The sequence below is a fragment of the Sphaerisporangium viridialbum genome (assembly GCF_049674955.1).
Lineage (GTDB): Bacteria > Actinomycetota > Actinomycetes > Streptosporangiales > Streptosporangiaceae > Sphaerisporangium > Sphaerisporangium viridialbum.
This window is the reverse complement of the sequence record NZ_CP187232.1, coordinates 7,771,960-7,797,737: the sequence shown is the minus strand read 5'-3', so window position 1 is coordinate 7,797,737 and position 25,778 is coordinate 7,771,960. Positions and strand designations below refer to the sequence as shown.

At 72.3% G+C, this 25,778-nt stretch carries 23 protein-coding genes; 18 read left to right on the top strand and 5 right to left on the bottom strand.

Going from position 1 to position 25,778, the window contains the following annotated elements:
- The first annotated feature begins 5 nt into the window (after nt 1-5).
- The 14 genes from ACOZ38_RS35070 (at nt 6) to dapB (ending at nt 16,022) form a co-directional block, all read left to right on the top strand.
- Complete coding sequence (locus ACOZ38_RS35070; RefSeq protein WP_424535322.1) at nt 6-2,099, top strand: PfkB family carbohydrate kinase; 2,094 nt, start codon at nt 6-8, stop codon at nt 2,097-2,099.
- On the top strand, nt 2,096-2,884 hold the full coding sequence (locus tag ACOZ38_RS35065; RefSeq protein WP_424535321.1) for a hypothetical protein: 789 nt from the start codon (nt 2,096-2,098) through the stop codon (nt 2,882-2,884). Before ACOZ38_RS35070 ends, ACOZ38_RS35065 begins: the two co-directional genes overlap by 4 nt.
- Complete coding sequence (locus tag ACOZ38_RS35060) at nt 2,871-3,830, top strand: metallophosphoesterase family protein (RefSeq protein ID WP_405140426.1); 960 nt, start codon at nt 2,871-2,873, stop codon at nt 3,828-3,830. The genes ACOZ38_RS35065 and ACOZ38_RS35060 overlap by 14 nt, the downstream gene beginning before the upstream one ends.
- Nucleotides 3,805-4,461 (top strand): LOG family protein, encoded by a 657-nt coding sequence (locus tag ACOZ38_RS35055; RefSeq protein ID WP_424535320.1) that lies wholly within the window; start codon nt 3,805-3,807, stop codon nt 4,459-4,461. The genes ACOZ38_RS35060 and ACOZ38_RS35055 overlap by 26 nt, the downstream gene beginning before the upstream one ends.
- Nucleotides 4,462-4,463: 2 nt before the next feature.
- On the top strand, nt 4,464-5,813 hold the full coding sequence (allB, locus tag ACOZ38_RS35050) for an allantoinase AllB (protein WP_424535319.1): 1,350 nt from the start codon (nt 4,464-4,466) through the stop codon (nt 5,811-5,813).
- A complete protein-coding gene (locus tag ACOZ38_RS35045; protein ID WP_424535318.1) occupies nt 5,810-6,553 on the top strand; it encodes an aspartate/glutamate racemase family protein in 744 nt (247 codons plus the stop codon). The genes allB and ACOZ38_RS35045 overlap by 4 nt, the downstream gene beginning before the upstream one ends.
- Nucleotides 6,554-6,603: 50 nt before the next feature.
- Nucleotides 6,604-7,776 (top strand): allantoicase, encoded by a 1,173-nt coding sequence (gene alc, locus ACOZ38_RS35040; protein WP_424535317.1) that lies wholly within the window; start codon nt 6,604-6,606, stop codon nt 7,774-7,776.
- On the top strand, nt 7,773-8,882 hold the full coding sequence (locus ACOZ38_RS35035) for a threonine synthase (RefSeq protein ID WP_424535316.1): 1,110 nt from the start codon (nt 7,773-7,775) through the stop codon (nt 8,880-8,882). Before alc ends, ACOZ38_RS35035 begins: the two co-directional genes overlap by 4 nt.
- Nucleotides 8,883-9,004: 122 nt before the next feature.
- Entirely contained in the window at nt 9,005-9,619 is a 615-nt protein-coding gene (locus tag ACOZ38_RS35030; protein ID WP_405140419.1) for a Chromate resistance protein ChrB, read from the top strand.
- 119 nt (nt 9,620-9,738) lie between these two features.
- Complete coding sequence (locus ACOZ38_RS35025; RefSeq protein WP_424537141.1) at nt 9,739-10,689, top strand: bifunctional riboflavin kinase/FAD synthetase; 951 nt, start codon at nt 9,739-9,741, stop codon at nt 10,687-10,689.
- A 208-nt stretch (nt 10,690-10,897) separates the two neighbouring features.
- On the top strand, nt 10,898-11,167 hold the full coding sequence (gene rpsO / locus ACOZ38_RS35020) for a 30S ribosomal protein S15 (protein ID WP_358549860.1): 270 nt from the start codon (nt 10,898-10,900) through the stop codon (nt 11,165-11,167).
- Between the two features lie 414 nt (nt 11,168-11,581).
- Nucleotides 11,582-13,906, top strand: a complete 2,325-nt coding sequence (locus tag ACOZ38_RS35015) for a polyribonucleotide nucleotidyltransferase (RefSeq protein ID WP_424535315.1) — start codon at nt 11,582-11,584, stop codon at nt 13,904-13,906.
- Complete coding sequence (locus ACOZ38_RS35010) at nt 13,903-15,213, top strand: M16 family metallopeptidase (RefSeq protein WP_424535314.1); 1,311 nt, start codon at nt 13,903-13,905, stop codon at nt 15,211-15,213. The genes ACOZ38_RS35015 and ACOZ38_RS35010 overlap by 4 nt, the downstream gene beginning before the upstream one ends.
- Nucleotides 15,214-15,284: 71 nt before the next feature.
- Entirely contained in the window at nt 15,285-16,022 is a 738-nt protein-coding gene (gene dapB / locus ACOZ38_RS35005) for a 4-hydroxy-tetrahydrodipicolinate reductase (protein ID WP_424535313.1), read from the top strand.
- A 96-nt stretch (nt 16,023-16,118) separates the two neighbouring features.
- Here the strand turns inward: dapB and ACOZ38_RS35000 are convergent, their stop codons facing one another.
- The 4 genes from ACOZ38_RS35000 to ACOZ38_RS34985 form a co-directional block, all read right to left on the bottom strand.
- Nucleotides 16,119-16,988 carry a 1,4-dihydroxy-2-naphthoate polyprenyltransferase gene (locus ACOZ38_RS35000; RefSeq protein ID WP_424535312.1) on the bottom strand — a complete coding sequence of 290 codons (870 nt, stop codon included), beginning with the start codon at nt 16,986-16,988 and terminating at the stop codon, nt 16,119-16,121.
- Between the two features lie 157 nt (nt 16,989-17,145).
- The gene (locus ACOZ38_RS34995) at nt 17,146-17,730 is read right to left on the bottom strand and encodes a GNAT family N-acetyltransferase (RefSeq protein WP_405140410.1); all 585 of its coding nucleotides are present in this window, start codon (nt 17,728-17,730) and stop codon (nt 17,146-17,148) included.
- Between the two features lie 101 nt (nt 17,731-17,831).
- The gene (locus ACOZ38_RS34990; RefSeq protein WP_424535311.1) at nt 17,832-18,380 is read right to left on the bottom strand and encodes a CGNR zinc finger domain-containing protein; all 549 of its coding nucleotides are present in this window, start codon (nt 18,378-18,380) and stop codon (nt 17,832-17,834) included.
- 69 nt (nt 18,381-18,449) lie between these two features.
- Entirely contained in the window at nt 18,450-19,868 is a 1,419-nt protein-coding gene (locus tag ACOZ38_RS34985) for a PLP-dependent aminotransferase family protein (protein WP_424535310.1), read from the bottom strand.
- Here ACOZ38_RS34985 and ACOZ38_RS34980 point away from each other — a divergent pair.
- A complete protein-coding gene (locus ACOZ38_RS34980) occupies nt 19,867-20,955 on the top strand; it encodes a DMT family transporter (RefSeq protein ID WP_424535309.1) in 1,089 nt (362 codons plus the stop codon). The genes ACOZ38_RS34985 and ACOZ38_RS34980 overlap by 2 nt on opposite strands.
- Before the next feature lie 153 nt (nt 20,956-21,108).
- Here ACOZ38_RS34980 and ACOZ38_RS34975 read toward each other — a convergent pair whose 3' ends face one another.
- On the bottom strand, nt 21,109-21,849 hold the full coding sequence (locus ACOZ38_RS34975) for a GntR family transcriptional regulator (protein ID WP_424535308.1): 741 nt from the start codon (nt 21,847-21,849) through the stop codon (nt 21,109-21,111).
- Nucleotides 21,850-22,329: 480 nt separating this feature from the next.
- Here ACOZ38_RS34975 and dapA point away from each other — a divergent pair, with 480 nt between their 5' ends.
- The 3 genes from dapA (at nt 22,330) to ACOZ38_RS34960 (ending at nt 25,764) form a co-directional block, all read left to right on the top strand.
- Entirely contained in the window at nt 22,330-23,244 is a 915-nt protein-coding gene (gene dapA, locus ACOZ38_RS34970; RefSeq protein ID WP_424535307.1) for a 4-hydroxy-tetrahydrodipicolinate synthase, read from the top strand.
- A gap of 226 nt (nt 23,245-23,470) precedes the next feature.
- Nucleotides 23,471-25,156 carry a ribonuclease J gene (locus ACOZ38_RS34965; protein WP_405140403.1) on the top strand — a complete coding sequence of 562 codons (1,686 nt, stop codon included), beginning with the start codon at nt 23,471-23,473 and terminating at the stop codon, nt 25,154-25,156.
- A gap of 77 nt (nt 25,157-25,233) precedes the next feature.
- Complete coding sequence (locus ACOZ38_RS34960; RefSeq protein ID WP_424535306.1) at nt 25,234-25,764, top strand: DUF402 domain-containing protein; 531 nt, start codon at nt 25,234-25,236, stop codon at nt 25,762-25,764.
- The last annotated feature ends 14 nt before the right edge of the window (nt 25,765-25,778 follow it).

Sequence of the window (25,778 nt, the reverse complement as noted above, 5' to 3'; positions counted from 1 at the left end):
TGCAGATGCGTTCGACCAGTACCGCGGGCCCGCGGGGCGTGCTCGTCATCGGCAACCTGACCATCGACGACGTCGTACGGTCCGACGGCACGGCCCGCATGGCCAGCCCCGGTGGCAACGCCGTGTACGCGGTGCTGGCGGCGCGGCTGTGGAACCCGGCGGCCGGCATCGTCACCAGGCGTGGAGACGATCTCCCCGGCGGCATTCTGGACACCCTCGAACGGCTGGAGGTGGACACCTCGGGCGTGCGCACCGTCGAGGGCCCCACCGTCCGCAACTGGGTGGTCTACGAGGACGACGGGCGGCGGCACTGGCTGTACCGGACTCCAAGGGAACGATCACGTGAGGTCGCGGTGCGGCCCGAGGACATCCCGGACGGCCGGCTACGGGCCGACCCCGCGCCCGTGGTGCACATCGCGGCCATGCCGCTGTCCGCGGCGGCCGAGCTGGTCGACCACATCAGGGCGACCGCCCCCGGCGCGCTGATCACGCTGGACACCCACGAGGACTGGGCCGGCGACCCCGAGGCCGTCCTGCGGCTGGCCGAGCGGGCCGACGTGTTCGTCCCCAGCAGGGAGGAGCTGGCCGAGCTGGCAGGCTACGACGACCCGCCCCGGGCGGCGGCGATGCTCCGTGGGCGGGGTGTGCCCGCGGTGGTGGTGAAGCTGGGTGCCGAGGGCGCCCTGATCGACGCCGAGGGTATGGCCGCGCCCGAGCTGATCGAGGCGTACCCGGCGAACGCCGTCGACACCACCGGGGCCGGTGACACCTTCTGCGGGGCGCTGGCCGCCGCGCTCGCCTCCGGCCTCACCCTGCCTGAGGCCGTACGGCGCGGTGCGGCCAGCGCGGCGTGGGCGATCGAGGAGTACGGCTCGCTGGCCCTCGCCGGTCTCGATCCGGAGACCGCCCGGCGGCGGTTCGCGGCCCTGTCCGCCAGGGCCGAGGCCGTGCCGTCCCCGGAGCCGTCCGAGGCGCCCGGCGCTCCTTCCGCCTCCGAGGAGCCCGCGTACGACATCGACGTGATGCGCCGCGAGATCGCCATGATCCCGGACGTGATCGCCCAGCACCTGGCCGACCCCGGCGGCCACGTGGAGCGGATCGCCCAGATCCTCACCGATCGCGGTATCGAGCACCTGTTCCTGGTCGGCTGCGGCGACTCCTACTTCGCCGGGCTGGCCACGGCGCTGGCGTTCCAGCGGCACACGGGGATCTCGGCCCGAGCCGTGCACGCCCTCGACTTCGCCCGCTACCAGGTGCGGTACCTGCCGGAGCGGAGCGCGGTCGTGTGCGTGTCGTTCTCGGGCAGGGTGGGCCGCACCACCGAGGCGGTGGTGCAGGCACGCAGGTTCGGGCACCTGGCGATCGCGCTGACCAACAACGAGAGCGGCGCGCTGGCCGAGGCCGCCGAGCTGGTGCTGCCGATCGCGGTGCCGACCCTTGGCTTCTCGCCCGGCACCAGCACCTACCTCGGCATGGTCGCCACCCTGGACGACCTGGCGCTGCGCTGGGCGCGGGCGCGCGGCCGGGACGCCGTCGCCGCGCGCGCCGCGCTCACGGCCGTACCCGCACTGGCCGAGCAGACCCTGCGGGCCAACGCCGGCCCGGCGGACAAGGCGGCGCGGGCACTGGCGGGGCACCAGTGGATCACCTTCCTCGGGGCCGGCCCCAACGAGTCCTCGGCGAAGTTCGGCGCGGCCAAGCTGTTCGAGGGCCCGCAGGTCGTCGGGGTGAGCACCAACATCGAGGAATGGGCCCACGAGGAGTACTTCGTCAGCTCGGCCGGGACGCCTGTGGTGCTGGTCGCGCCGTCGGGCGCCGGCGCAGACCGGGCGGCGGAGATCCTCAGCGAGCTGGACTTCATCGGGGCCTTCCCCGTCGTCGTCAGCGACATCACCCCGGAACCGCCCGCGCTGCACCTGCCGCTGGCGCCGGGCGTGCCGGAGGAGTTCTCGCCGCTGCTGGCGGCGCTCCCGCTGAGCCTGATCGGCTTCCACCTCGCCGAGGTGCTGGGCAAGAAGAGCTACAACTTCCCCAGCGAGGCGGCGAGGACCGAGCACTACGACACGATCCACCGCGTCGTGATCGGAGAACCGGCATGAGCACTCCCGTTCCACTGGCCGACATCGAGGCCGAGGCCGCCCGGCTCACCTCCGCGTTCGCCGCGCGCGGCCTCACCGTACGGCTCATCGGCGGCCTCGCCGTCGCCCGGCACCGGCACCGCGACGTGCCCGCCACGCTGAGCAGGGAGTACGGCGACATCGACCTGGTGATCCTCCCCAAGGAGGGCAAGGCTTTCAGGTCGGCCATGGCCGAGCTCGGCTATGTCCCCAACGTGCGGTTCAACAACATGCGCGGCGACCGGCGGATGCTCTTCGCCGACGAGCCCAACGGGCGCAAGCTCGACGTGTTCGTGGGCGGGTTCCAGATGTGCCACAGCATGGACCTCGCCGACCGGCTCTCGCTGCACCCCGAGACGCTCTCGCCCGCCGACCTCCTGCTCACCAAGCTGCAGGTGGTGGAGGTCAACCGCAAGGACCTGACGGACGCGCTGACGATCCTGCTCACCCATGAGGTGGCGGCGCCGGACGCGCGGGGGGCAGAGCCCGACCACATCAGCTCCGACCGGCTCGTGCGGATCACGAGCATGGACTGGGGCTGGTACACCACCTTCACCGACAACCTGGCCAGGCTTCCCGGGCTGGCCGCCGAGCTGCTCGGCCCGGCCGAGGCCGAGGCGGTCGGCGGCCGGGCACGCGGGCTCGGCGACGTGCTCGCCACGGCCCCGAAGTCGCTGAAGTGGCGGGCGCGCAACGCGGTGGGCCGCCGCGTGCCCTGGTACGACCTCCCCGACGAGATTGGAGGGCCGATCGATGCGCAGTCGTGACGTCAAGATCTTCTTCGCCACCGACATCCACGGTTCCGACCGCTGCTTCCGCAAGTTCGTCAACGCCGGCAGGTTCTACGGGGCCGACGTGCTGATCATGGGCGGCGACATCACCGGCAAGATGCTGGTGCCGATCGTCGAGGGCACCGGTGGGCGGTACCGCTCCCACCTGTTCGGCCGTGACCGGGAGGTCGGAGCCGAGGAGCTGCCCGCGCTGCGCAAGCTGATCGCGGACGCCGGCTTCTACGCCTACGACACCACCCCCGACGAGATCGCGGAGTTCCGCGAGCGCCCCGAGCTGGTCGAGGAGACCTTCCGCAAGCACATGCACGAGACGCTGTCCGCGTGGATGTCGCTCGCGGAGGAGCGGCTGGCGGGCACCGGCATCATGTGCCTGCTCGCGCCGGGCAACGACGACCCCCTCTTCGTCGACGACGTGCTCGGCTCCTCGGACATGCTGATCAACCCCGAGGGGCGGCTGGTCGAGCTGCCGGGCGGCTTCACGATGATCTCGGTCGGCTACTCCAACCCGACTCCCTGGGACTCCCCGAGGGAGCTGCCCGAGGACCAGCTGGCCGAGCGCATCAACCGCGAGGCCGCCAAGATCCCCGACCCGTCCAAAGCGATCTTCAATCTGCACGTGCCGCCCAAGGACACCCCGATCGACCAGGCCATGGCCCTGGACGCCGAGTTCCGCCCGGTGCTGAAGTCGGGAAGCCCCGTGATCACCGGGGTCGGGTCGCAGGCTGTGCGCGACGCGATGACCACCTACCAGCCGCTGCTCGGCCTGCACGGGCACATCCACGAGTCCCGGGGCGAGGCGGGCATCGGCCGCTCCCGCTCGATCAACCCGGGCAGCGAGTACTCCGAGGGCGTGCTGCGCGGAGCCCTGATCAGCCTCTCCACCAAGAAGGGGATCCGTGGGTACCAGCTCGTCGCGGGGTGAGGCGCGGGGTGAGGCGCGGGGTGAGGCGCGTGATGAGGTGCCCGACGAGGCGCCGGACGTGGTGCCGGACGACGCGCCGGGGGCGCCCACCGTGGCGGTCATCGGATCGGCCCGGCTGGAGGCGCCCGACCCGGCCTGGCGCCAGGCCCTCGCCCTCGGCGCGGCGCTCGGCGGGCGGGGCTGGCGGGTGATGACCGGCGGGTACGGCGGGCTGATGGGCGCCGCCGCCCAGGGCGCGCGCGAGGCCGGCGCGGCGGTGGTCGGGCTGCCCATGAGGGGGTGGTCGGGGCTCGCCCCGAGCCCGTGGTGCACCGAGCTGCGCTGGGCCGACGACTACTCCGGACGGCTGCGCCACCTGCTCGCCGCCGACGCGGTGGTGGCACTCCCCGGCGGGGTGGGCACGCTCGGCGAGGCCGCCGTGGTGTGGTCCGCCCTGCAGACCGAGCCGGGCGCGGCCCGGCTGGTGCTGCTCGGCACGCGCTGGCGCCGGCTGCGGGAGGCGTTCGCGGCCGAGCTGGTCATCGGCGCCGACGACCTGCGGCTCGCGCCCGTGGCGCGGGACGTCGGCGAAACCCTGTCCCTGCTGGAGCGGGCCCTCGCCCACGCTCCCGTCCCGCGTCCGAGGGGCTGAGCGTGGACCTGGTGATCCACGCTCTCCGGGCGGTCACCAGCGGCCGCGAGGCGCCGGCCACGGTGGCCGTGCGCGACGGCCGGATCGCCGCCGTCGAGCCGCACGGCACGGCCTTCCCCGGCGCCGCCGAGGTGGCCGAGCTGGGCGCGGACGTCGTGCTGCTGCCCGGCCTGGTGGACTCGCACGTGCACGTCAACGAGCCGGGCCACGCCGAGTGGGAGGGGTTCGCCAGCGCGACCCGCGCCGCCGCGGCGGGCGGGATCACGACGCTCGTCGACATGCCGGTGGACAGCGTCCCCGCCACGGTCGACGTCGCGGCGCTCGCGGCCAAGCGCGCCGCCGCCTCCGGGCGGTGCCACGTCGACGTCGGGTTCTGGGGCGGCGCGATCCCCGGCAACACCGGCGAGCTGACCGCGCTGCACCGGGCCGGGGTCCTCGGCTTCAAGTGCTTCCTGGCGGACTCCGGCGCCCCGGACTTCCCGCCGCTCACGCCGGCCGGGCTGGCCGAGGCGATGTCGGCGGTGCGGGAGTTCGACGGCGTCCTGCTCGTGCACGCGGAGAGCGAGGCGGAGCTGGCCGGGTGCCCGCCGCCCAGGGGGCCGCGCTACGCGGGCTTCCTGGGCTCACGGCCCGCCCGGGCCGAGGAGGCCGCCGTCGCCGCGGTGATCGACGCCGCCCGGCTGACCGGAGCGCGGGCCCACATCGTGCACCTGTCCAGCGCCCGCGCGCTGCCCCTGATCGCCGCCGCCCGCCGTGAGGGCGTGCGGATCACCGCCGAGACCTGCCCCCACTACCTCTCGCTCTGTGCCGAGGAGATCCCCGACGGCGCCACCGAGTTCGCGTGCTGCCCGCCGATCAGGGAGGCGGCCAACCGCGAGCCGCTCTGGGCCGGGCTGGCCGACGGCACCATCGACCTGGTGGTCTCCGACCACTCGCCCTGCGCCGCCGAGCTCAAGCACCGCGACACCGGCGACTTCGGCGCGGCCTGGGGCGGCATCTCCTCGCTGCAGCTCGCGCTGCCGGTCGTGTGGACGGAGGCCCGCCGGCGCGGCGTCCCCCTGGCCGAGGTCGCCCGGTGGATGAGCGAGCGCCCGGCACGCCTCGCGGGCCTGGCGGGGAAGGGCGCGATCGCCACGGGATCCGACGCCGACCTGTGCGTCTTCGCTCCCGACGAGGGCTTCACCGTGCGGGTCGAGGATCTGCACCACCGCCAGCCGGTCAGCCCGTACACCGGCCGGCGCCTGTACGGGGCGGTGCGCCGCACCTGGCTGCGCGGGCGCGACGTCGACCCGCTCCACCCCGCCGGACGGCTGCTGACCCGTACGGCGTACCGTCTGGAGGGCACCCCATGAAGATCCTCGTCGTCAACCCCAACACCTCGGAGTCCATGACCGCCGCCATCGCCGCGACGGCGCGGCGCGCGGCCTCGCCGGGCACCGAGATCCTCGCCGTGCAGCCGCTCTACGGCGCGGAGGCGATCGACTGCGCGATGGAGAGCTACCTCTCCGCGGTCGCGGTGATGGACCGGATCACCACGATCGGCGAGCCGTACGACGCGGTGGTGATGGCCGGGTTCGGCGAGCACGGGCGTGAGGGGGTGCAGGAGATCGTGGACGTCCCTGTGCTGGACATCGCGGAGTGCTCCGCCCATGTCGCGCAGCTGATCGGCCGCAGCTACTCGGTGGTGACCACCCTCCAGCGCTCGGTCGGCGCGATCGAGGACCGCCTGAGACTCGCGGGCCTCGCCGACCGGTGCGCCTCGGTCCGCTCCTGCGGGCTGTCGACCCTGGACGTCGACCGCGACCCGGCCGCCGCCATGGAGGCGATCGTGGCCGAGGCGGAGCGCGCCGTCCGGTACGACCACGCCGAGGTGATCTGCCTCGGCTGCGGCGGCATGGCGGGACTGGACGAGGCGATCACCGCGCGGCTCGGGGTGCCGGTCGTCGACGGCGTCGCCGCGGGCGTGCGCCTGGCCGAGGCGGTCGTCGGCCTCGGCCTGCGCACCAGCAAGGTCTGTACGTACGCACCGCCGGACCCGAAGGCCATCACCGGATGGCCCCTCTCCCGGCACCTCGGCATGGAGGCCTCGTGAACCCTACCGATCCCGCCCCTACCTCGCTGGAAACGAAGGGAGCGACGGGCATGACCGGCGTCGACCTGGCGTCTCGATGGCTCGGCGGGGGCGTGGTCGCCGCCAGCGACGAGTCGTTCGGCCTCAAGGAGAACCTGCTGGTCCCTGGGCCCGCCGACTTCGTGCCGGGCCGCTACGACCACCGGGGGGAGATCGTCGACGGCTGGGAGACCAGGCGGCGGCGCGGCGAGCCCGGCCACGACTGGGCGATCATCCGGCTCGGCGCGCCCGGCGTGATCACCTGTGTGGACGTGGACACCAGCTTCTTCACCGGCAACTACCCCCCGTACTGCCGCGTGGAGGCCTGCGGGATGGAGGGATACCCCGGGGTGGACGAGCTCACCTCCCCGGACGCGGGATGGGCCGAGATCGTGCCGAGGAGTCCCCTGAAGGGGGACGGCCACAACCTGTTCGCCGTGTCCGACCCCCGGCGGTTCACCCATGTGCGGCTGTCGATCGATCCGGACGGGGGAGTGGCCCGGCTGCGGGTGCACGGCGAGGTGGTGCCCGATCCGAGGCACTGGGACGGGCTGACCTTCGACCTGGTGTCTCAGGACCAGGGCGGCCTGGTGGTGGCGAGCAGTGACGCCTTCTACACCTCCGCCGAGCTGCTCAACCGCCCGGACCGGGCCCGCACCATGGGAGAGGGCTGGGAGACGAGCCGCCGCAGGGACGGCGGCCACGACTTCGCGGTGATCAGGCTGGCCGCCACTGGGCGGCCACGGCAGATCGAGATCGACACCACTCACTTCAAGTACAACGCCTCGGCCGAGGTCGAGTTGTACGGCTGCGCGCCCGGCGACGGCGCGCCGCTGCCGGGGACGGACTCGCCGCTGTGGTTCCCGGTGCTGCCGCGCACGAGGATCCGGCCCGACACCCGGCACCTGTTCACCCTGCGCGAGCCGGGTGAGGCGCTGACGGCCGTGCGCGTCGACGCGTATCCCGACGGGGGCATCTCGCGGGTCCGGCTGGTCGGCACGGTCGAGCCGTCCGCCAGGCTCCGGGCCGGGCTGCGCTGGTTCAACGCGCTGCCGGAGGGCCAGGCCGCGTACTGCCTGGCGGAGGCGGGCGTGCCGCCGGCGGACGTCGCGGGCGTGCTGGCCGCCCGGCCGCTCTCCGCCGACCTTCCCGGGGGGATCGCCGGGGACGTCCTCGCGTCCCTGATCACGGGAGGCTCGCGATGACGCCTGACCTCCCGGACTACGTGTGCTCGTGCGGGCGCTCCCATGCCCCCTCGGCCGAGCGGTGGAGGTGCGACTGCGGAGGGCTGCTCGATCTCGCGCCTGCCGCGCTGACCTTCCGCCCCCGGCGCGGCGACCACTCCCTGTGGCGCTACGAGGACGCCATCCCCGTGCCCGGCCGCCGCTTCAGCCTGGGCGAGGGCATGACACCGCTGATCGAGGCGTCCCTGGACGGCGAGGAGGGCGTGCGGCTCAAGCTGGAGTACGCCTCTCCCACGGGCTCCTTCAAGGACAGGGGCGCGGTCGTGCTCGTGGCCCTAGCCCGGGTCCTCGGCGCCACCCGGCTGGTCGCCGACAGCAGCGGCAACGCGGGCACGGCCGTCGCCGCGTACGCGGCCCGCGCGGGCGTGGCCGCCGAGATCTTCGTGCCCTCCGGCACCAGCGAGAAGAAGCTCCTGCAGATACGAGGCCACGGGGCGAAGGTCACGGTGGTCGACGGGTCGCGCGAGGACACGGCCGAGGCGGCGGCCGAGCGGGTGGAGGCGACCGGCGCCTTCTACGCCAGCCACGTCTACAACCCCTACTTCTACGAGGGCACCAAGACCTACGCCCTGGAGGTGTTCGAGCAGCTCGGTGGGACCGCTCCCGCCACGCTGGTCCTGCCCGCCGGCAACGGCACGCTCGTGCTGGGCGCCTATCTCGGGTTCGCCGGGCTCCGCGCCGCCGGGCTCACCGACCGTCTCCCGCGCATCGTGGCAGTGCAGGCGGAGCGGTGCTCCCCGGTGGCCGCCGCCTTCGCCGCCGGGAGCGACGACGTCGAGCCGGTCACCCCGGGGCGGACGGTGGCCGAGGGCATCGCCATCGCCGCGCCCGCGCGGGGCGCCCGCATGCTGGAGATCGTCCGGGAGACCGGCGGAGCGGTCGTCACCGTGTCGGAGGACGAGATCGGCGCCGCGCACGCCGCTCTGGCCGCACGGGGGCTGTGGGCCGAGCCCACGGGCGCGGTCGCGTACGCCGCCGTGCGGCGGCTGCGCGCGGGCGGCTCCCCGTTCGGGGAGGGCACCGTCGTGGCCCCGCTCTGCGGCTCCGGGCTCAAGGCGTCCATGTGACCGTGCGCGTACGGCCGCTGGGCGTGCGCGGCCGTACGCGGGAGTCGGTGGCGGGCCGGGCCGGGCGATAGGGTTGGGAAGCGCCGAAGCAGGCCGGGCGGAGCCCGTTACAAGGAGTTCGCATGAGTCCACCGGTCCGCCGCACGCCCGAGAGGGCCGAGGCCGACGACCCGCAGGCGATGGTGCCCGGCGCGTGGCTCCTGCTGATCTACAAGGTGCCCTCCGAGCCCTCGCGGGTCCGCGTGGCCGTCTGGCGCGAGCTGAAGCGGCTGGGGGGTCTCTACCTGCAGCAGGCGGTCTGCGTCTTCCCGCAGCTGGGCGCGATCGAGGACGACCTGCTGCAGATCAGGCAACGGATCGAGTCGCTGGGCGGCATTTCGTACTATTTCCCGATCAAGACGGGTGACCGCGAGCAGGACATCACGTTGGTCCAGAGCTTCCGTGACATGGCGGCCAAGGAGTACGCCGAGATCATCGAGGAGTGCCAGACCAAGTTCGTCAAGGAGATCGAGTTCGAGCGGTTCCGCGAGAACTACACCTTCGAGGAGTCCGAGGAGATCCGGCAGGATCTCGACAAGATCAGGCGATGGTTCGAGAAGGTCGTGACCAGAGACTGGTTCGGCGGCCCAGGCCGCCAGGAGTGCGAGCGGTGGCTGGCCACCTGCGAGAGCCTCCTGGAAGACTTCGAGCAGGACGTCTACGAGCGCACGGGCGGCACCGGCCGGGCGGGGGAGTGAGGCGGGGGCGTCGCCCGCCGTCCGGTCCCGCTGGGCTACCCTCGTCCCCGTGCGGTCAAATCCGATCCGCATGGCAGGCTTGGGTGAGCGCGACCATCAGCAAAAGGAACGAGGTCGAGGTGCAGGGCTGGCACGGACTCGACGACGTGCCCGGAGACTGGGGCAGGTCTGTCATCACGATCGGGGTGTTCGACGGTGTGCACCAAGGTCACCAGCGCATGGTCGAACGTGCCGTCGCCATGGCGGCCGGCCTCGGCCTTCCCTCCGTGGTGATCACCTTCGACCCCCACCCCGACGAGGTGGTGCGGCCCGGCACCCATCCGCCCCGGCTCACCACGGCGCGCCACCGCACCGAGCTGCTGGGCAGGCTCGGCGTCGACGCGGTGTGCGTCCTGCCGTTCACGCTGGAGTTCTCCCGCATGACCCCCGACGAGTTCGTCCAGGCGGTCCTCGTCGACCGGCTGCACGCCGCGGGGGTGGTGGTCGGGGAGAACTTCCGGTTCGGCCACAAGGCGGCGGGCGACGTCGAGACGCTCCGCGAGCTCGGCGAGAAGTACGACTTCGTGGCCGAGGCGGTCCCGCTGGTCAGCAACGGCGAGGCGATCTCCTCCAGCCTGGTCAGAGAGAGGCTGGCGGCGGGCGACGTCGCGGCGGCGGCCGACGCGCTCGGCCGTCCGCACCGGGTCGAGGGCGTGGTCGTCCGCGGCCACCAGCGGGGCAGGGCGCTGCTGGGCTTCCCCACGGCCAACGTCGAGTCCCCCCCGTTCACCGCCATCCCGGCCGACGGCGTCTACGCGGGCTGGCTCGAGTGCACGCAGTCCCCCTCGCCGTACCAGGGTGAGCGGTGGCCGGCGGCGATCTCCATCGGCACCAACCCGACCTTCGAGGGGGTCGAGCGCACGGTCGAGGCCTACGCCCTCGACCACGATGATCTCGACCTCTACGGGGCCCACGTCGTCGTCGACTTCGCGGTGCGGCTCCGCGACACGCTGAAGTTCGACTCCGTCGACGCGCTGATCGAGCAGATGCGCCGCGACGTCGACGAGGCCCGCCGCCTGATCGGCGGCTGACCTACCGGAGCGGTCCGCACGACTGGCGGCCCTTCGCGAGGAGCACGGAGCCGTCCACGGTGATGGCAGGGCGATGGTAGCCTGACGTGTCGGCTCGGTTTCGGCGCGCTGCGCGCTGCCCGTCGACCGGTTACGGCGACTGTAGGCACACACGGTCGTTCGTAAACAATTCATCTGACGTGTGCCCGTAGACAGTTGAAGGAGAGCCGTGTCGCTCGACACCGCCGCCAAGAAGACGATCATCAGCGAGTACGGGACCGGAGACGGTGACACCGGGTCCCCCGAGGTGCAGATCGCGCTGCTGAGCAAGCGCATCAGCGAGCTCACCGAGCACCTCAAGACCCACAAGCACGACCACCACAGCCGCCGTGGGCTGCTGCTGCTGGTCGGCCGTCGCCGCCGCCTGCTGAAGTACCTCGCGAGCAAGGACATCGCGCGCTACCGCACCCTGATCGAGCGGCTCGGTCTGCGCCGATAGTGTAGAGGGGAGCGGCATCGTGCCGCTCCCTCTCTCATATCAGGGCAAAGGCCTCCCTGGTAGGGAGAAATCCGGTCGGCGCGTCGCGACGCGGCGCGAGGCCGCTTCTGAGCAAACTGGCCTCTGGCAAGACAACTGAAGAGCCGAGAAAGTGCCCCGCGTCCCGCACAGCACAACGCGCGTTCCCGTGACGCCTGCGGGCCGGTCCTCGGTAGTGGCTTCCGGATGTCGACGGCGCGGACGCGCCGTACAGCCCGGGTGCTTCGATCGAAGACCGGCGCTGCACATGACGGGGAGCCGGCATAACGGAGCCAGGCACGAGCGAGCCGACCGCGACGATACCGGTCGGCCGGCGAGTGCCTGAGCGAGTGCGACCACAGCACGGACGCGGGCGACGACCCAAGGAGGTCCCCCGTGGAGGGTGTCCACAGCACGGAAGCCGTGATCGACAACGGCTCATTCGGTACGCGTACCATCCGGTTCGAGACCGGGCGGCTCGCGCGCCAGGCGGCGGGAAGCTCCGTCGTCTACCTGGACGACGACACGATGGTCCTGTCCGCCACCACCGCATCCAAGCATCCCAAGGAGAGCCTGGACTTCTTCCCGCTCACCGTGGACGTCGAGGAGCGGATGTACGCCGCGGGCCGGATCCCCGGCTCGTTCTTCCGCCGTGAGGGCCGGCCGTCCGAGGACGCCATCCTCACCTGCCGCCTGATCGACCGCCCGCTGCGCCCGTCCTTCGTCAAGGGCCTGCGCAACGAGGTCCAGGTCGTCGCGACGATCATGGCGCTCAACCCCGACCACCTGTACGACGTCGTGGCGATCAACGCCGCGAGCCTGTCCACGCAGCTGGCCGGTCTGCCCTTCTCCGGCCCGATCGGCGGCGTCCGCGTCGCGCTGATCAGCGGCCAGTGGGTGGCGTTCCCGACCCACTCCGAGCTGGAGGGCGCGACCTTCGACATGGTCGTCGCCGGGCGGGTGCTCGAGGACGGCGACGTCGCGATCATGATGGTCGAGGCCGAGTCCACCCGCGACACGCTCAAGCTCGTCGGCGAGGGCGCGGTCGCCCCCACCGAGGAGACCGTGGCCGAGGGCCTGGAGGCGGCGAAGCCGTTCATCAAGGTGCTCGTCGAGGCGCAGAACAAGATCGCCCAGGTCGCCGCCAAGGAGACCGCGCAGTTCCCCATCTTCCTCGACTACCAGGAGGATGTGTACGAGGCCGTCGCGGGCGCGGTGCGCAGCGAGCTGGCGTCCGCGCTGACGATCGCCGGCAAGAAGGAGCGCGAGACCGAGCTCGACCGGGTCAAGGCCCTCGCGCTGGAGAAGCTCGGCCCCGACTTCGAGGGGCGCGAGAAGGAGATCTCCGCGGCCTTCCGCTCGCTCACCAAGAAGCTCATGCGCGAGCGCGTGATCAGCGAGGGCGTCCGCATCGACGGCCGGGGCACCAAGGACATCCGCCAGCTCAGCGCCGAGGTCCAGGTGGTCCCGAGGGTCCACGGGTCGGCCCTGTTCGAGCGCGGCGAGACCCAGATCCTGGGCATCACCACGCTGAACATGCTCCGCATGGAGCAGATGATCGACACGCTGAACCCCGAGCGCACCAAGCGCTACATGCACAACTACAACTTCCCGCCCTACTCCACCGGTGAGACCGGCCGCGTGGGCTCGCCCAAGCGCCGCGAGATCGGCCACGGCGCGCTCGCCGAGCGGGCGCTCGTGCCGGTGCTCCCGAGCCGCGAGGAGTTCCCGTACGCCATCCGCCAGGTGTCGGAGGCGCTCGGCTCCAACGGCTCGACCAGCATGGGCTCGGTCTGCGCCTCGACCATGGCGCTCCTGGACGCGGGTGTCCCGCTCAAGGAGATGGTCGCGGGCATCGCGATGGGCCTCATCGGCGAGGGCGGCCAGTTCGTCACGCTGACCGACATCCTCGGTGCCGAGGACGCCATGGGCGACATGGACTTCAAGGTCGCCGGCACGCGTGACGTCATCACGGCGCTGCAGCTCGACACCAAGCTCGACGGCATCCCGGCGTCGGTCCTGGCGGGCGCGCTCAAGCAGGCCAAGGCCGCCCGGCTCGCGATCCTCGACGTGATGCAGGAGGCGATCGACTCCCCGGCGGAGATGAACCCGACCGCGCCGCGCATCATCACGATCAAGGTCCCGGTCGACAAGATCGGCGAGGTCATCGGCCCGAAGGGCAAGATGATCAACCAGATCCAGGACGACACCGGCGCCGAGATCACGATCGAGGACGACGGCACGATCTACATCGGCGCGACCGACGGCCCGTCGGCCGAGGCCGCGCGCACGACGATCAACTCGATCGCGAACCCGCACATGCCGGAGATCGGCGAGCGCTACCTGGGCACGGTCGTCAAGATCGCGGCCTTCGGCGCGTTCGTCAGCCTGCTCCCCGGCAAGGACGGCCTGCTGCACGTCTCCCAGATCCGCAAGCTGCACGGCGGCAAGCGCATCGAGAACGTCGAGGACGTCATGAACGTCGGCGACAAGATCCAGGTGGAGATCGCCGAGATCGACTCGCGCGGCAAGCTCTCCCTGGTCCCCGTCGAGGTCATCGAGAAGGAGGCCGCGGCCAAGGCCGAGGGCGGTTCCGAAGCCGAGGGCGCGAGCCAGGCCGACTCCGAGCCGCGCGACGACCGCGGCGAGCGGAGCGACCGCGGCGGCGAGCGGCCGCGCCGGTCGCGCACCCGCGGTGGACGGGACGACCGCAACTCGTGACGACCACCACTCTGCACCCCGGCAGGGACGGTGCCGGGGTAGTGCAGCGCACCGTCCTTCCCGGTGGTCTCCGGGTGGTGACCGAGACCATGCCGACCGTGCGTTCCGTCGCGGTCGGCATGTGGGTCGGCATCGGATCACGTGACGAGGCCTCCGAGCACACGGGGGCCACCCACTTCCTTGAGCACCTGCTGTTCAAGGGCACTCCCACCCGCGACGCCCTGGAGATCTCCGCGGCGATCGAGGGCATCGGCGGCGAGATCAACGCGTTCACCGCCAAGGAGTACACCTGCTACTACGCGCGGGTGCTCGACGAGGACCTGCCGCTGGCCATCGACGTGCTGGCCGACGTCGTGACCTCCTCCCTGATCACCGCCGAGGACGTCGAGTCCGAGCGCGGCGTGATCCTGGAGGAGATCGCCATGCACGACGACGACCCGTCGGACGTCGTGCACGAGCAGTTCTCCGCGGAGCTGTACGGCGACACTCCCATCGGGCGGCCCATCCTCGGGTCGGTCGAGTCGATCAACGAGCTGTCGCGCGAGCGCATCGCCGAGTACTACAAGAGCTACTACCGGCCCCCGCACACCGTGGTCTCGGTGTGCGGCAACGTCACCCACGAGCGGGTCGTCGAACTGGTGGCCTCGGCCTACCAGCGCGCGGGCGCGCTCGGCGGTTCGGCCGCCCCCGTCCCGCCGCGCCTGTCCGGCGAGGGCGCCTCGCCGCGCTCCGGCGTGCGCGTGGTCGACCGGCCGACCGAGCAGGCCAATCTCGTCCTCGGCACCACCGCGTTCTCGCGTACGGACGACCGGCGCTTCACCCTGGGCGTGCTCAACGCCGCCCTGGGCGGGGGCATGTCGTCCCGGCTCTTCCAGGAGATCCGCGAGAAGCGCGGCCTGGCCTACTCCGCGTACAGCTTCACGGCGCAGTACGCGGACACCGGCCAGTTCGGGATCTACGTGGGGTGCCTTCCCGCCAAGGTCGACGAGGTGCTGAAGATCTGCCGCGAGGAGATCAGCCGGGTCGTCGCGGAGAGCATCACCGAGGAAGAGATCGGGCGCGGCAAGGGCCAGATGCGCGGCGGGCTCGTGCTCGGCCTGGAGGACACCGGCTCCCGCATGTCGCGCATCGGCAAGAGCGAGCTGGTGTACGACACGCTGATGCCGGTCGACGAGGTGCTGGCGCGCATCGACGCCGTCACCCCGGAGGAGGTCGACTCCGTGGCCAGGGAGATCCTCTCCCAGCCGATGACGCTGGCCGTCATCGGCCCGTACGGCGACAAGGACTTCAGCGCCTACGTCGGCTGACGGCCGCGACGTGACCAGGCCCGGGCCCCGCGAGGGGTCCGGGCCTTTCGTTCGCGCTACGCTTGGACGTCGTGATCAGGGTTGGAGTTCTGGGCGCCCGCGGGCGCGTCGGTGTCGAAGTCTGCAAGGCCGTCCACGCGGCGGACGACATGGAGCTGGTGGCGGCCGTCGACGCCGGCGATCCCATCGAGTCGCTGACCCCCGCCGAGGTGGTGGTCGACTTCACCCACCCCGACGTGGTCATGGACAACCTGAAGTGGTGCGTCGAGCACGGCATCCACCCGGTGGTGGGCACGACCGGGTTCGACGCCGGCCGCCTCGCGACCGTGCGCGGCTGGCTCGCCGCTCACCCGGGCGTCAACGCCCTGATCGCCCCCAACTTCGGCATCGCGGCCGTGCTGATGATGCACTTCGCCCAGCAGGCCGCGCGCTACTTCGAGTCCGTCGAGATCATCGAGCTGCACCACCCGAACAAGGCCGACGCCCCCTCGGGCACGGCCCGGCGCACGGCCGAGCTGGTGGCCGAGGCGCGGCGCAAGGCGGGCCTCGGCGCCATGCCGGACGCCACGTCCTCCGAGCTCGACGGTGCCCGCGGGGCCGACGTCGACGGCGTGCGGGTCCACGGGGTGCGCCTGGCGGGCCTGATCGCCCACCAGGAGGTGCTGCTGGGCGGCGACGGCGAGATCCTCACGATCCGCCACGACACGATGAACCGCTCGTCGTTCACCCCTGGCGTGCTCCTCGGCGTGCGCCGCGTCCGCGAGCTTCCCGGCCTCACCGTGGGCCTGGAGAACCTTCTCGACCTCTGAAGCCCTGCCAGGTAAGGCCGGGCGGGCCCTGGAGGGGCTTTCCGGGGCCCGGGAGGTCTCAGTGCGCCTGCGCCCTCACGAGGCGGGCAGACGCTTTCAGAGGGCCAGCCCGATCGTGAACAGCAGGCCGAAGGCGAGCTGCAGGCGCCCGGTCTGCTGGAGCGTCGTGATCAGGGCGCGCCCGACGCCCCCGCCCTGCACGGCCCTCACCGGTCCGAGCGCGAGGGGCAGCGCGAGCACGGTCAGCAGCGTGAACGGGCGTACGAACGCCAGGGCCAGCGCGATGGCGAACGGCAGCAGCAGGCAGGTGCTGTAGAGCACGCGGGTGCGGGTGTCGCCGAGCAACACCGCGAGCGTGCGCTTGCCCGCCGGGCCGTCGGTCGCGATGTCGCGCAGGTTGTTCACCACGAGCAGCGCGCAGGCCAGCAGCCCGACCGGCACGGCGGCGGCCACGGCGGGCCACGGGAGGCTCTCAAGCTGCACGTACGTCGTGCCGGCCACGGCCACCAGGCCGAAGAACACGAACACCGAGATCTCGCCGAGCGCGCGGTAGCCGTACGGGCGGGAGCCTCCGGTGTAGAACCATGCGGCGGCGATCGCCAGCGCGCCCACGAGCAGCAGCCACCAGGCCCCGGTCACCACGACGAGCACCAGCCCCGCGACCGCCGCCAGCAGGAAGCACCCGAGCGCGGCCGTCAGCACCGACCGGGGAGCGGCCACCCGGGAGCCGACGAGCCTGAGCGGGCCCACGCGGTCCTCGTCGGTGCCGCGCACGCCGTCGCTGTAGTCGTTGGCGTAGTTGACGCCCACCTGGAGGATCAGCGCCACGAACAGGGCCAGCAGCGCTCGCCACCAGACCGCTCCGCCGTACGAGATCGCCACGCCCGTGCCCACGGCGACGGGGACCACCGCCGCGGGAAGGGTGCGGGGCCGTGCCCCCGCGAGCCACTGAGCGGGTGTCGCCAACGTCGCCCCTCTTCGGAAGATTCGGTCCCCGGCCCGGCCGTGGAGCGCTCGCTCCACGCTCTCCCGGGGATTCGCGTATGCAGGGTATTTCATGGCCCGCCCGTGGCCGCAGCCCGGGGCGCGCCCACGCCGAGGGGGCGGCCGGGCACCGCCCAGGTCAGCTGATGTCGGTGGTGAGGCGGATCATGCGGATCGGGCGGCCCATGTCGAGGACGCGCTCGGCCTCGTCGGGCCCCCACCCGGCGGAGGTCAGGAACCCCACCATCGCCTCGTCGTCGGCGAAGACCCAGGTGACCACGGTGGCGAAGCCGTCCTCGCGGAGGTGGTCGACGGTGGCGTTGAGCAGGCGGCTGCCGTGGCCCCGCCGTACGTGGTCGGGGTCGACGAGCATGGTGAGCAGCTCGGCCGTGGTCGAGGGGTCGAGGTCGGGGTCCTCGGCGGGGGCGTGCGAGGCCATGCCGACCACCCGCTGGCCGCCCGGCTCGCCGTGCCCGCTCGCCAGGGAGCTCAGGGCGTCCTCGGTCTCGACGGCGACCAGGAGGCGGTGCCGCGGCGAGGGCGGGGCCGTGACGGCCTCCTCCCACTGGCGGTTCCACAGCTCCTCGGCCGACGGGCCGGTCATCTGCTCCAGAGGCCCCTCGGGCAGCAGATGGCGGTATCCGCTCTTCCAGGCCCGGATCTGGGTGGCCGTCACCGCTGGGACGTCCTCGCGCCGCGCGGCGCGCACCCCCACGTCTGCCATGTCGGCCGGCCCCCTTTCGTCTGTCCCACACCGTATCGGGGTTCGTCGCCCCCGAGGACACAGAGCCCTCGCGCCGGCGAGCTGGAACCCCATGACGTTCCTCAGGACGGGCGTGGCGTGTCCTGCTGGCGCCTGGCGCGGTAGGCGCGCGTCTTCGTGCGGTTGCCGCAGATACGCATCGAACACCACGAGCGTGAACGGTTCTTGGACGAGTCGATGAACGCCCACTGGCAACCGTCCTCCGCGCAGACCTTGAGCCGGGGCCAGTCGCCCCGGGCGTGCGCGTCGAGGACGGCCGCGGCGAGGAGCCCGAGGCCTCTGGTGGCCCCGGTGCTCAGGGGCTCGGACGCGGGCGCCCCGCCGGCGAGCGTGATCCGCATCGGCAGCGCCGTCAGCGCGGCGTCCAGCCCGGCGGTCATGGCCTGGCGGTCATCGTCCCGGGAGTGGTTGTGGCGCAGCGCCGACCTGAGCCCCTCGCGGAGGCCGATGGCGAGTGCCCAGTCGTCGTCCACGGCGCGGTCGGTCTCGGAGATCAGCCCGCGCTCCCGCAGCCAGACGGCGAGCTCGGCGGGGGAGGCCAGCTCGTCGGTGTCGCCCTCGACGTCGTAGGTGTTCACGAAGTCGCGGAGCAGCTCCGCCGGCCCGTCCATGTCACCACTGTAAGACAGTTGAGGGTTGCTCCAGAATCAACGACCACCGGTTTCGCGTGTTAGTGCGGGTCAGCGGCCTCTCGCCGCGAGCTGAGTGTCAAGGGCCGAGCCGAGGCGGCGCACGCCCTCCGCCAGCTCGGCGACGTGGGCCGCCGCGATGTGCGTCACCCGGATGTGGGGCGCGGGGGACTCGGCGGAGTGGTAGATCGTGCCCGGGCTCACCAGGACCCCCGCACGCTGGGCGCTCTCGACCAGGGCGGTCTCGTCCACCTCGCCGGGCAGCCGCACCCACAGGTGCAGGCCTCCCTCGGGCACGAGCCCGACCCGCGCGGACGGGAGGTGGCGAGCCAGCGCCGCCGCCAGCGCCTCGCGCCGCACGGTGAGCTCCGCCGTCACCGACGCGCGGTGGCGCCGCCAGGCGGGGGAGCCGAGGAACTCCAGCGCGGTCTCCTGCAGCGGGCGGGCGACGAAGAACGACTCCACGACCTGCCCGGCCCGGAGGCGCCGCGCCGCCGGGCCGCGAGCGATCACGGCGGCCACCCGCATGCTCGGTGCCGTGACCTTGCTGAGCGAGTTGATGTGGATCACCGTGCCGTGGGTGTCCAGCGTGACCAGGGACGGCGGCACGGCGCCTGTGGTGAGGTAGCGCGCGTAGTCGTCCTCGATCACGAAGGCGCCCGCCGCGCGGGCGATGGCGAGTACCTGCTCGCGGCGTGAAGCCGAGAGCACGGCTCCTGTGGGGTTGTGCAGGGTCGGCTGGCAGAAGAAGACCCGCGCGCCCGTGACGGCGAACGCCTCGGCCAGCAGCTCGGGCCGCACCCCGTCGCGGTCGACGGGCACGGCCACCGTGCGCAGCCCCGCGGCGCGGGCCGAGGAGAGCGCTCCCGGATAGGTCGGGGTCTCGACCAGCATCGGCTCGCCCGGGGCGGCCAGGGCCCGGAAGGCGTGGGTCAGCGCCGACTGGCCGCCGCTGACGATCAGGACGTCCGCCTGGGTGACGCCGCCGCCCACCTCGTTGGCGAACCAGCGCCGCAGCTCGGCCAGCCCGTTCAGCGGCGGAAGCGCCCAGGCGTCCGGACGGCGCACGGCCCGCGCGGCGGCGCTCGCCAGGGCCTTGGACGGCCGCAGCCCGGGGTTGAGGTAGCCGCCGGTGAGCGGGATGACCCCCTCGGGCGGCGGGGTGAGCAGCCCGCTCACGGCCGAGTCGTCGACCCAGCGGTCTCCGAGCGACACCGTCTGCCATGACAGGTCGGGGGCGTCGCCGGCGCCCGCGGCGGGCAGGGCGGCGACGAAGGCGCCGCTGCCCGGCCGGGTGACCACCCTGCCCTCGGCGGCGAGCGCGGCGATGGCCCGCGACACCGTCACCGGGCTCACCCCGTGGCGCCGCGTCAGCTCGCGGCTGGACGGCAGGCGGGCGCCGGGTCTGAGCCTCTCGGCCTCCTCCCGCAGCAGCCCGGTGATGCGGACGATACTGCTATCGTCGTTCATGAGAAGGAAGAGTAGCGCTATCGTCCCCTCGGCAGTAGCGGTCACCGCCCCGGCCGGCAACGGGAACGGGGCTCCTGGCGGCGACACCGGCGGCACCGGCGGCACCGGCGGCACCGGCGGCACCGGCGGCACCGGCGGCACCGGCGGCACAAGGGCGGGCACCGGGGGCGCGAGGGTTCGGGGTGGCGGCGGCGCGAGCGTCCGAGGCGGGCCGCGGGCCGGCACTCCCTGGCGGGGGACGCTGCTGGCGGGGCTCGGGGTCCTGTTCTTCTCCGGCACCTTCCCGGCCACCGCCTTCGCGATGCGCGGCTTCGATCCGTACCTCGTCGCGATCGGCAGGGCGGCGGTGGCCGCGCTCGTCGCGGGTCTGTGCCTGGTGATGGCCGGCGCCCCGTTGCTGCCGCCGCGCTCCCAGCTGAAGTCGTACGCGGTCATCGCGGTCACCGTGGTCTTCGGGTTCGCGCTGCTCAGCGGGCTCGCCCTGGATTCGGGGGCGAGCGTGTCGCACGCGGCCGTCGTCATCGGGCTGCTGCCGGCCGCCACCGCGGTCTGCGCCGTACTGCGAGCGGGCGAGCGGGCTCGGCCGCTGTTCTGGGTGGCCGGCGCGGGCGGCGCGGTCTCCGTCACAATCTTCACGCTCAGCAGGGGCGGCGGGCGCCTCGCCGTGGCGGACCTGCTGCTGGTGGCGGCCCTGGTCTGCGCCGCGGTGGGGTACACCGAGGGCGGGCGGCTCGCGCGGCACACGCCGGGGTGGCGGGTCATCTCGCATGCGCTGGTGGTCGCCGCGCCCGTCGCCGTGCCGGTGACGGTGTTCCTCGCCATGACGACGCCGCTGCGGCCGACCGGCGAGGCGGTGGCGGGGTTCGCCTACGTCGCGCTGGTGTCGGCCTTCCTGGGCTTCATCCCGTGGTACGCCGGGCTCGCCATGGGGGGCATCGCCCGCGCCGGGCAGACGCAACTGCTCCAGCCGCTTGTCTCGTTGCTGTGGGCCTGGCTGCTCCTGGCGGAGAGGCTGGAGGTCGCCACGGTGGCCGGAGCGCTCGCCGTGCTGGTCTGCGTGGCCGTCACCCAGCGCGCCCGCTCCTGACGGCGGCGTACGCGGGCGTGCACGCCTGACGCGATGCCGACCCGTGCGGATGGACGCCGGCCGGGACGGGGTGGGTCAGGCGCCGGCCGGGACAGGGTGGGTCAGGCGCCGGCCGGGACAGGGTGGGTCAGGCGCCGATCGGGGCCGGGTGGGTCAGGCGCCGATGGGGACGGAGTAGACGAGGCGGAAGCGGTCGCCGGGGACCACGATGTCGCTGGTCTCCACCGGCCGGTCGCCCGACCAGTGGGTGCGCTCGACGTGGAGGACGTGCACTCCGGTGGGCAGGTCGAGCAGATCGCTCTCGGTCGGCTGCGGCACCCGGGTGTGCACGCTCTCGCGAATGTCGGTGATCTTGATGCCCGCGGCGGACATGCGGGCCACGAGGCTCTTGCGGCCGTTGGTGCCCTCCTCGGGGAAGGACTGCGCCCTGCCGAGGTCGGCCGGCTCGTAGGAGGTGGCGAGCTGCATCGGCTTGCCCTCGGTGCGGAAGACGTAACGCGTGCGCATGACGGGGTCGCCCTCCTCGACGCGCAGCCGCCGGGCGGTCTCGCGCCCGGCCTTGATCGCCTCGCTGCGCCAGTCCCAGGTGGCGCGGTGGCCGCCCGCCTGCATGTCGGCGGCGAACGGGGCGTCGTGGTCGATGTAGCGGCATCGCTGCAGGGGATAGAGCACGGACTTCTCGCGGACATAGTGCCCCGAGCCGACCCTGCCGATGATCAGGCCTTCCGCGGCCAGGACGCGCAGCGCGTGCCTGGCGGCGGTCTCGCCGACTCTGAAGCGCTGGGTGAGCTGCGCTCGAGACGGAATGGGCGCGCCCGGCGGCAGCGTGCCGTCGACTATCTGCGCCCGCAACTCTTCGACCACACGGAGGTACACCGGGTCGTTACCAGTCATCCGTCCATCCCTCAGGGCGTTCGAGATCGTTTTCCTATCTTGCCGTAATCAAAGGACAGCGGGGAGTAATGATGAACACTTGGAGTTCCAACTTTACCAAACGCGATTCTGTGACTACTTACCGTGTCGAGGGAGGGGGAACGGTCCGGGAAGCCTATGGCGTATGGGCTTTCCACCTGCGGGGAAGCTCCGGCGGAGGGCCGGCGCCCCGCCCGTGAGGCCGCCCCGGGGGAACCCCGCAGCCGGGTGCCCGGGAACGATCGGAAAATTCTCCCCAGAACCGTGTAACGCCCCCGTAAGCGGCTCCGATTGCATGGGTAGAGGTCGTCGATGTGTGTACCCCCGAGCACATATCGGCGGCCTCTATCCATATCCGACCATCTTCGGCGCAAGCGGTACATGCCCTAATTGCGTCCCCTCGCGCCGCGAACCGGGGTGGCGGGGTCCACCGTCCCCCCGGATCCAGGTACCGTTCGGTCTATGGCATCGCCAACAGGAACCTCCGACGCGCCCTTCGGTCGCATGCTGACCGCGATGGTCACGCCGTTCACGGCCGACGGTGCCCTCGACCTCGAGGGCGTCCAGCGCCTGGCCACCTACCTCGTGGACGAGCAACAGAACGACGGCCTGGTCGTGAGCGGCACGACAGGAGAGTCCGCCACCACCACCGACGCCGAGAAGGACATGATCCTCCGCGCCGTGGTCGAGGCCGTTGGCGACAGGGCCACCGTCGTGGCCGGGGCGGGCACCAACGACACCCGCCACTCGGCCGAGCTGGCGAAGGCCGCCGAGCGCGCGGGGGCACACGGGCTGCTGCTGGTGACGCCTTATTACAACAAGCCTCCGCAGGAAGGTCTCTACCGGCACTTCACGGCCGTCGCGGACGCCACCGGCCTGCCTGTGATGCTGTACGACATCCCGGGGCGCACCGGCATGGCCATCGAGACCGAGACGCTGGTGCGCCTCGCCGCCCACCCGCGCATCGTGGCCGTGAAGGACGCCAAGGGCGATCTCTTCGCGGGCGCCCAGGTGATGGCCGCGACCGACCTCGTCTTCTACTCCGGGGACGACACCGTCAACCTGCCCTGGCTGTCGGTCGGCGCCGCCGGTTTCGTGAGCGTGGCGGGCCACGTGGTCGGGGCCGAGCTCGCCTCCATGATCCATATGTATACCTCGGGCCATGTCGAGGAGGCGCGAGCGGTCAACCGGCGCCTGCTCCCCGTGGTCACCGGCATCATGACCCGCACCCAGGGTGCGATCATGTCGAAGGCGGCACTCGGCCTGCTCGGCAGGCCGGTGGGCCCCATGCGCCTGCCCCTGGTGGACGCCACCCGCGAGCAGATAGCGGTCCTGAGAGAGGACCTCGTCGCGGGCGGCGTGAAGTTGTCCGACTGACGTGCCGCGCGCCGTGCGTACGGCGCGCGAGAATTGTCTGGCTTGCCCGCCGTCCGTGTGACGTGAACGGCGGAGAACGATCCGAATGAGTCGCCGCGGGCTGAACGCGGCGGGGAGGAACAGAGAGTTTGAGAGAGAGACACAGCGATCTCGGCCCGCGACGTGCCGCACGGCTCGGCGAGGGAGCCGTGCGCGAGCGGCGGGCCGGCATTCACGGGGGTAGAGCATGAGTCATCCGCATCCCGAGCTCGGACCTCCTCCGGCCCTGCCGGAGCACGGCCTGCGCATCGTCGCACTGGGCGGGCTCGGTGAGATCGGCCGCAACATGGCGGTCTTCGAGTTCGACGGCCGCCTGCTGGTCGTCGACTGCGGAGTGCTGTTCCCGGAGCCCGACCAGCCGGGCGTGGACCTGATCCTGCCCGACTTCGACTACATCAGGGACCGTCTCGACGACATCGAGGCGGTAGTGCTGACGCACGCCCACGAGGACCACATCGGCGCCGTGCCGTACCTCCTGCGTGAGCGGGCCAATATCCCCCTGGTGGGGTCGCGGCTGACGCTCGGGCTGATCGAGAGCAAGCTCACCGAGCACCGCATCCAGCCGGTCAAGGTGGAGGTGGCCGAGGGGCAGAGGCAGCGGTTCGGGCCGTTCGAGTGCGAGTTCTTCGCGGTCAACCACTCCATTCCGGACGCCCTGGCCGTCGCGATCAGGACCGCGGCCGGCATCGTGCTGCACACCGGCGACTTCAAGATGGACCAGCTGCCGCTCGACGGCCGCCTCACCGACCTCGGCGGCTTCGCCAGGCTCGGGTCCGAGGGCGTCGACCTGCTGATGTCCGACTCGACCAACTCCGAGGTGCCCGGCTTCGTGCCGAGCGAGCGCACCATCAGCCCGGTGATCGACGAGGTCTTCCGCAGCGCGACCAAGCGCATCATCGTCGCGTGCTTCGCCTCGCACGTGCACCGCGTGCAGCAGATCTTCGACGCCGCCGAGGAGAACGGCCGCAAGGTCGCGCTCATCGGGCGCTCGATGGTCCGCAACATGGGCGTCGCCAGGGACCTCGGCTACCTCAGGGTGCCGCCGGGGATCCTCGTCGACTCCCGCGAGATCGAGGAGTGGCCGCCGGAGGACGTCGTGCTGATCTGCACGGGGTCACAGGGCGAGCCCATGGCGGCGCTGTCGCGCATGGCCAACCGCGACCACCCGATCCGCGTCGCCGAGGGGGACACCGTCCTGCTGGCGTCCTCGCTGGTGCCCGGCAACGAGACGGCCGTCAACAAGGTCATCAACGGGCTCACCCGCTGGGGCGCCCGGGTGATCCACAAGGGCAACGCGCTGGTGCACGTCTCCGGCCACGCGGCCGCGGGCGAGCTTCTGTACGTCCTGAACCTCACGAAGCCGTCCAACTTCATGCCGGTGCACGGCGAGTGGCGTCACATGCGCGCCCACGCCAAGCTCGCGGCGATGACCGGCGTGCCCGACGACCACATCGTCATCGCCGAGGACGGCGTGGTGGTCGACCTGGTCGACGGCCGGGCGCGCATCGTGGGCGCGGTGCAGTGCGGCTACGTCTACGTCGACGGCTCCTCGGTGGGCGCCGTCACCGACGTCGCGCTGAAGGACCGGCGCATCCTCGGGGACGAGGGGTTCATCTCCGTCGTCGTCGTGGTCGACTCGACGACCGGCAAGGTGAGCGGCGGCCCGGAGGTCTACGCGCGCGGGTCCGGCATCGAGATCGAGGCGTTCGACGCGGTCATCCCGCTGATCGAGAAGGCGCTCCAGGAGGCCGGGGCCGACGGGGTGGCCGACCTCCAGCAGATGCGCCGGCTGACGCGCCGCATCGTCGGGCGCTGGGTCAGCGACACCTACCGCCGCCGGCCCATGATTATTCCGGTGGTCGTGGAGGTCTGACCGGGCGTAGGTTTCCGTGCTGGAGCACTTCAGCCACGCACGAGGAGCCGCATGCGCGCGAAACGAGCTGATCGCCGGTGAGCGTCCAGGCCCGCGGGGCGGACATCACCGGCACAGCGGTCGACATCGTCTACACCAAGTTCGACGGATCACTCCACTGGCACCACGGGGCACGGCTGCTGGGGGAGGACGAGCACGGCGTATGGACCGGCTGCCCGGCCGGCACCAGCGGCAGCAGGGGGAGCGAGCCGCCGGTCGTCTGGCAGCAGCCCTTCGTCATGCTGTTCCCGCGTGAGGTCTGGTGGACCGCCACCTTCAACGGCATGCCGAGCAAGGCGTCGGTCTACTGCGACATCACGACCGTCCCCCAGTGGCGGGACGGGAAGGTGACCATGGTCGACCTCGATCTCGACGTGATCCGGATGCGCGACGGGCGTGTCCTGCTCGACGACGAGGACGAGTTCGCCGAGCACCAGGTCCGCTACTCCTATCCCGCGGAGGTGATCGCCCAGGCGGAGCGGTCCGCCGCCTGGCTGATGACCGCCGTCCGGGATCACGCGCCCCCGTTCTCGGGGGCGCACGAGCGCTGGCTGGCCGAGGTCGGCTGAACCCCAGGTACGAC

Bases quoted from the DNA above. Each gene is read 5' to 3' on its own strand.
- ACOZ38_RS35070 (WP_424535322.1), top strand. From the start codon at position 6: ATGCGTTCGACCAGTACCGCGGGCCCGCGGGGCGTGCTCGTCATCGGC.
- ACOZ38_RS35065 (WP_424535321.1), top strand. From the start codon at position 2,096: ATGAGCACTCCCGTTCCACTGGCCGACATCGAGGCCGAGGCCGCCCGG.
- ACOZ38_RS35060 (WP_405140426.1), top strand. From the start codon at position 2,871: ATGCGCAGTCGTGACGTCAAGATCTTCTTCGCCACCGACATCCACGGT.
- ACOZ38_RS35045 (WP_424535318.1), top strand. From the start codon at position 5,810: ATGAAGATCCTCGTCGTCAACCCCAACACCTCGGAGTCCATGACCGCC.
- alc (WP_424535317.1), top strand. From the start codon at position 6,604: ATGACCGGCGTCGACCTGGCGTCTCGATGGCTCGGCGGGGGCGTGGTC.
- ACOZ38_RS35035 (WP_424535316.1), top strand. From the start codon at position 7,773: ATGACGCCTGACCTCCCGGACTACGTGTGCTCGTGCGGGCGCTCCCAT.
- ACOZ38_RS35030 (WP_405140419.1), top strand. From the start codon at position 9,005: ATGAGTCCACCGGTCCGCCGCACGCCCGAGAGGGCCGAGGCCGACGAC.
- ACOZ38_RS34995 (WP_405140410.1), bottom strand. From the start codon at position 17,730: ATGGCAGACGTGGGGGTGCGCGCCGCGCGGCGCGAGGACGTCCCAGCG.
- ACOZ38_RS34990 (WP_424535311.1), bottom strand. From the start codon at position 18,380: ATGGACGGGCCGGCGGAGCTGCTCCGCGACTTCGTGAACACCTACGAC.
- ACOZ38_RS34980 (WP_424535309.1), top strand. From the start codon at position 19,867: ATGAGAAGGAAGAGTAGCGCTATCGTCCCCTCGGCAGTAGCGGTCACC.
- ACOZ38_RS34985 (WP_424535310.1), bottom strand. From the start codon at position 19,868: ATGAACGACGATAGCAGTATCGTCCGCATCACCGGGCTGCTGCGGGAG.
- ACOZ38_RS34975 (WP_424535308.1), bottom strand. From the start codon at position 21,849: ATGACTGGTAACGACCCGGTGTACCTCCGTGTGGTCGAAGAGTTGCGG.
- dapA (WP_424535307.1), top strand. From the start codon at position 22,330: ATGGCATCGCCAACAGGAACCTCCGACGCGCCCTTCGGTCGCATGCTG.
- ACOZ38_RS34965 (WP_405140403.1), top strand. From the start codon at position 23,471: ATGAGTCATCCGCATCCCGAGCTCGGACCTCCTCCGGCCCTGCCGGAG.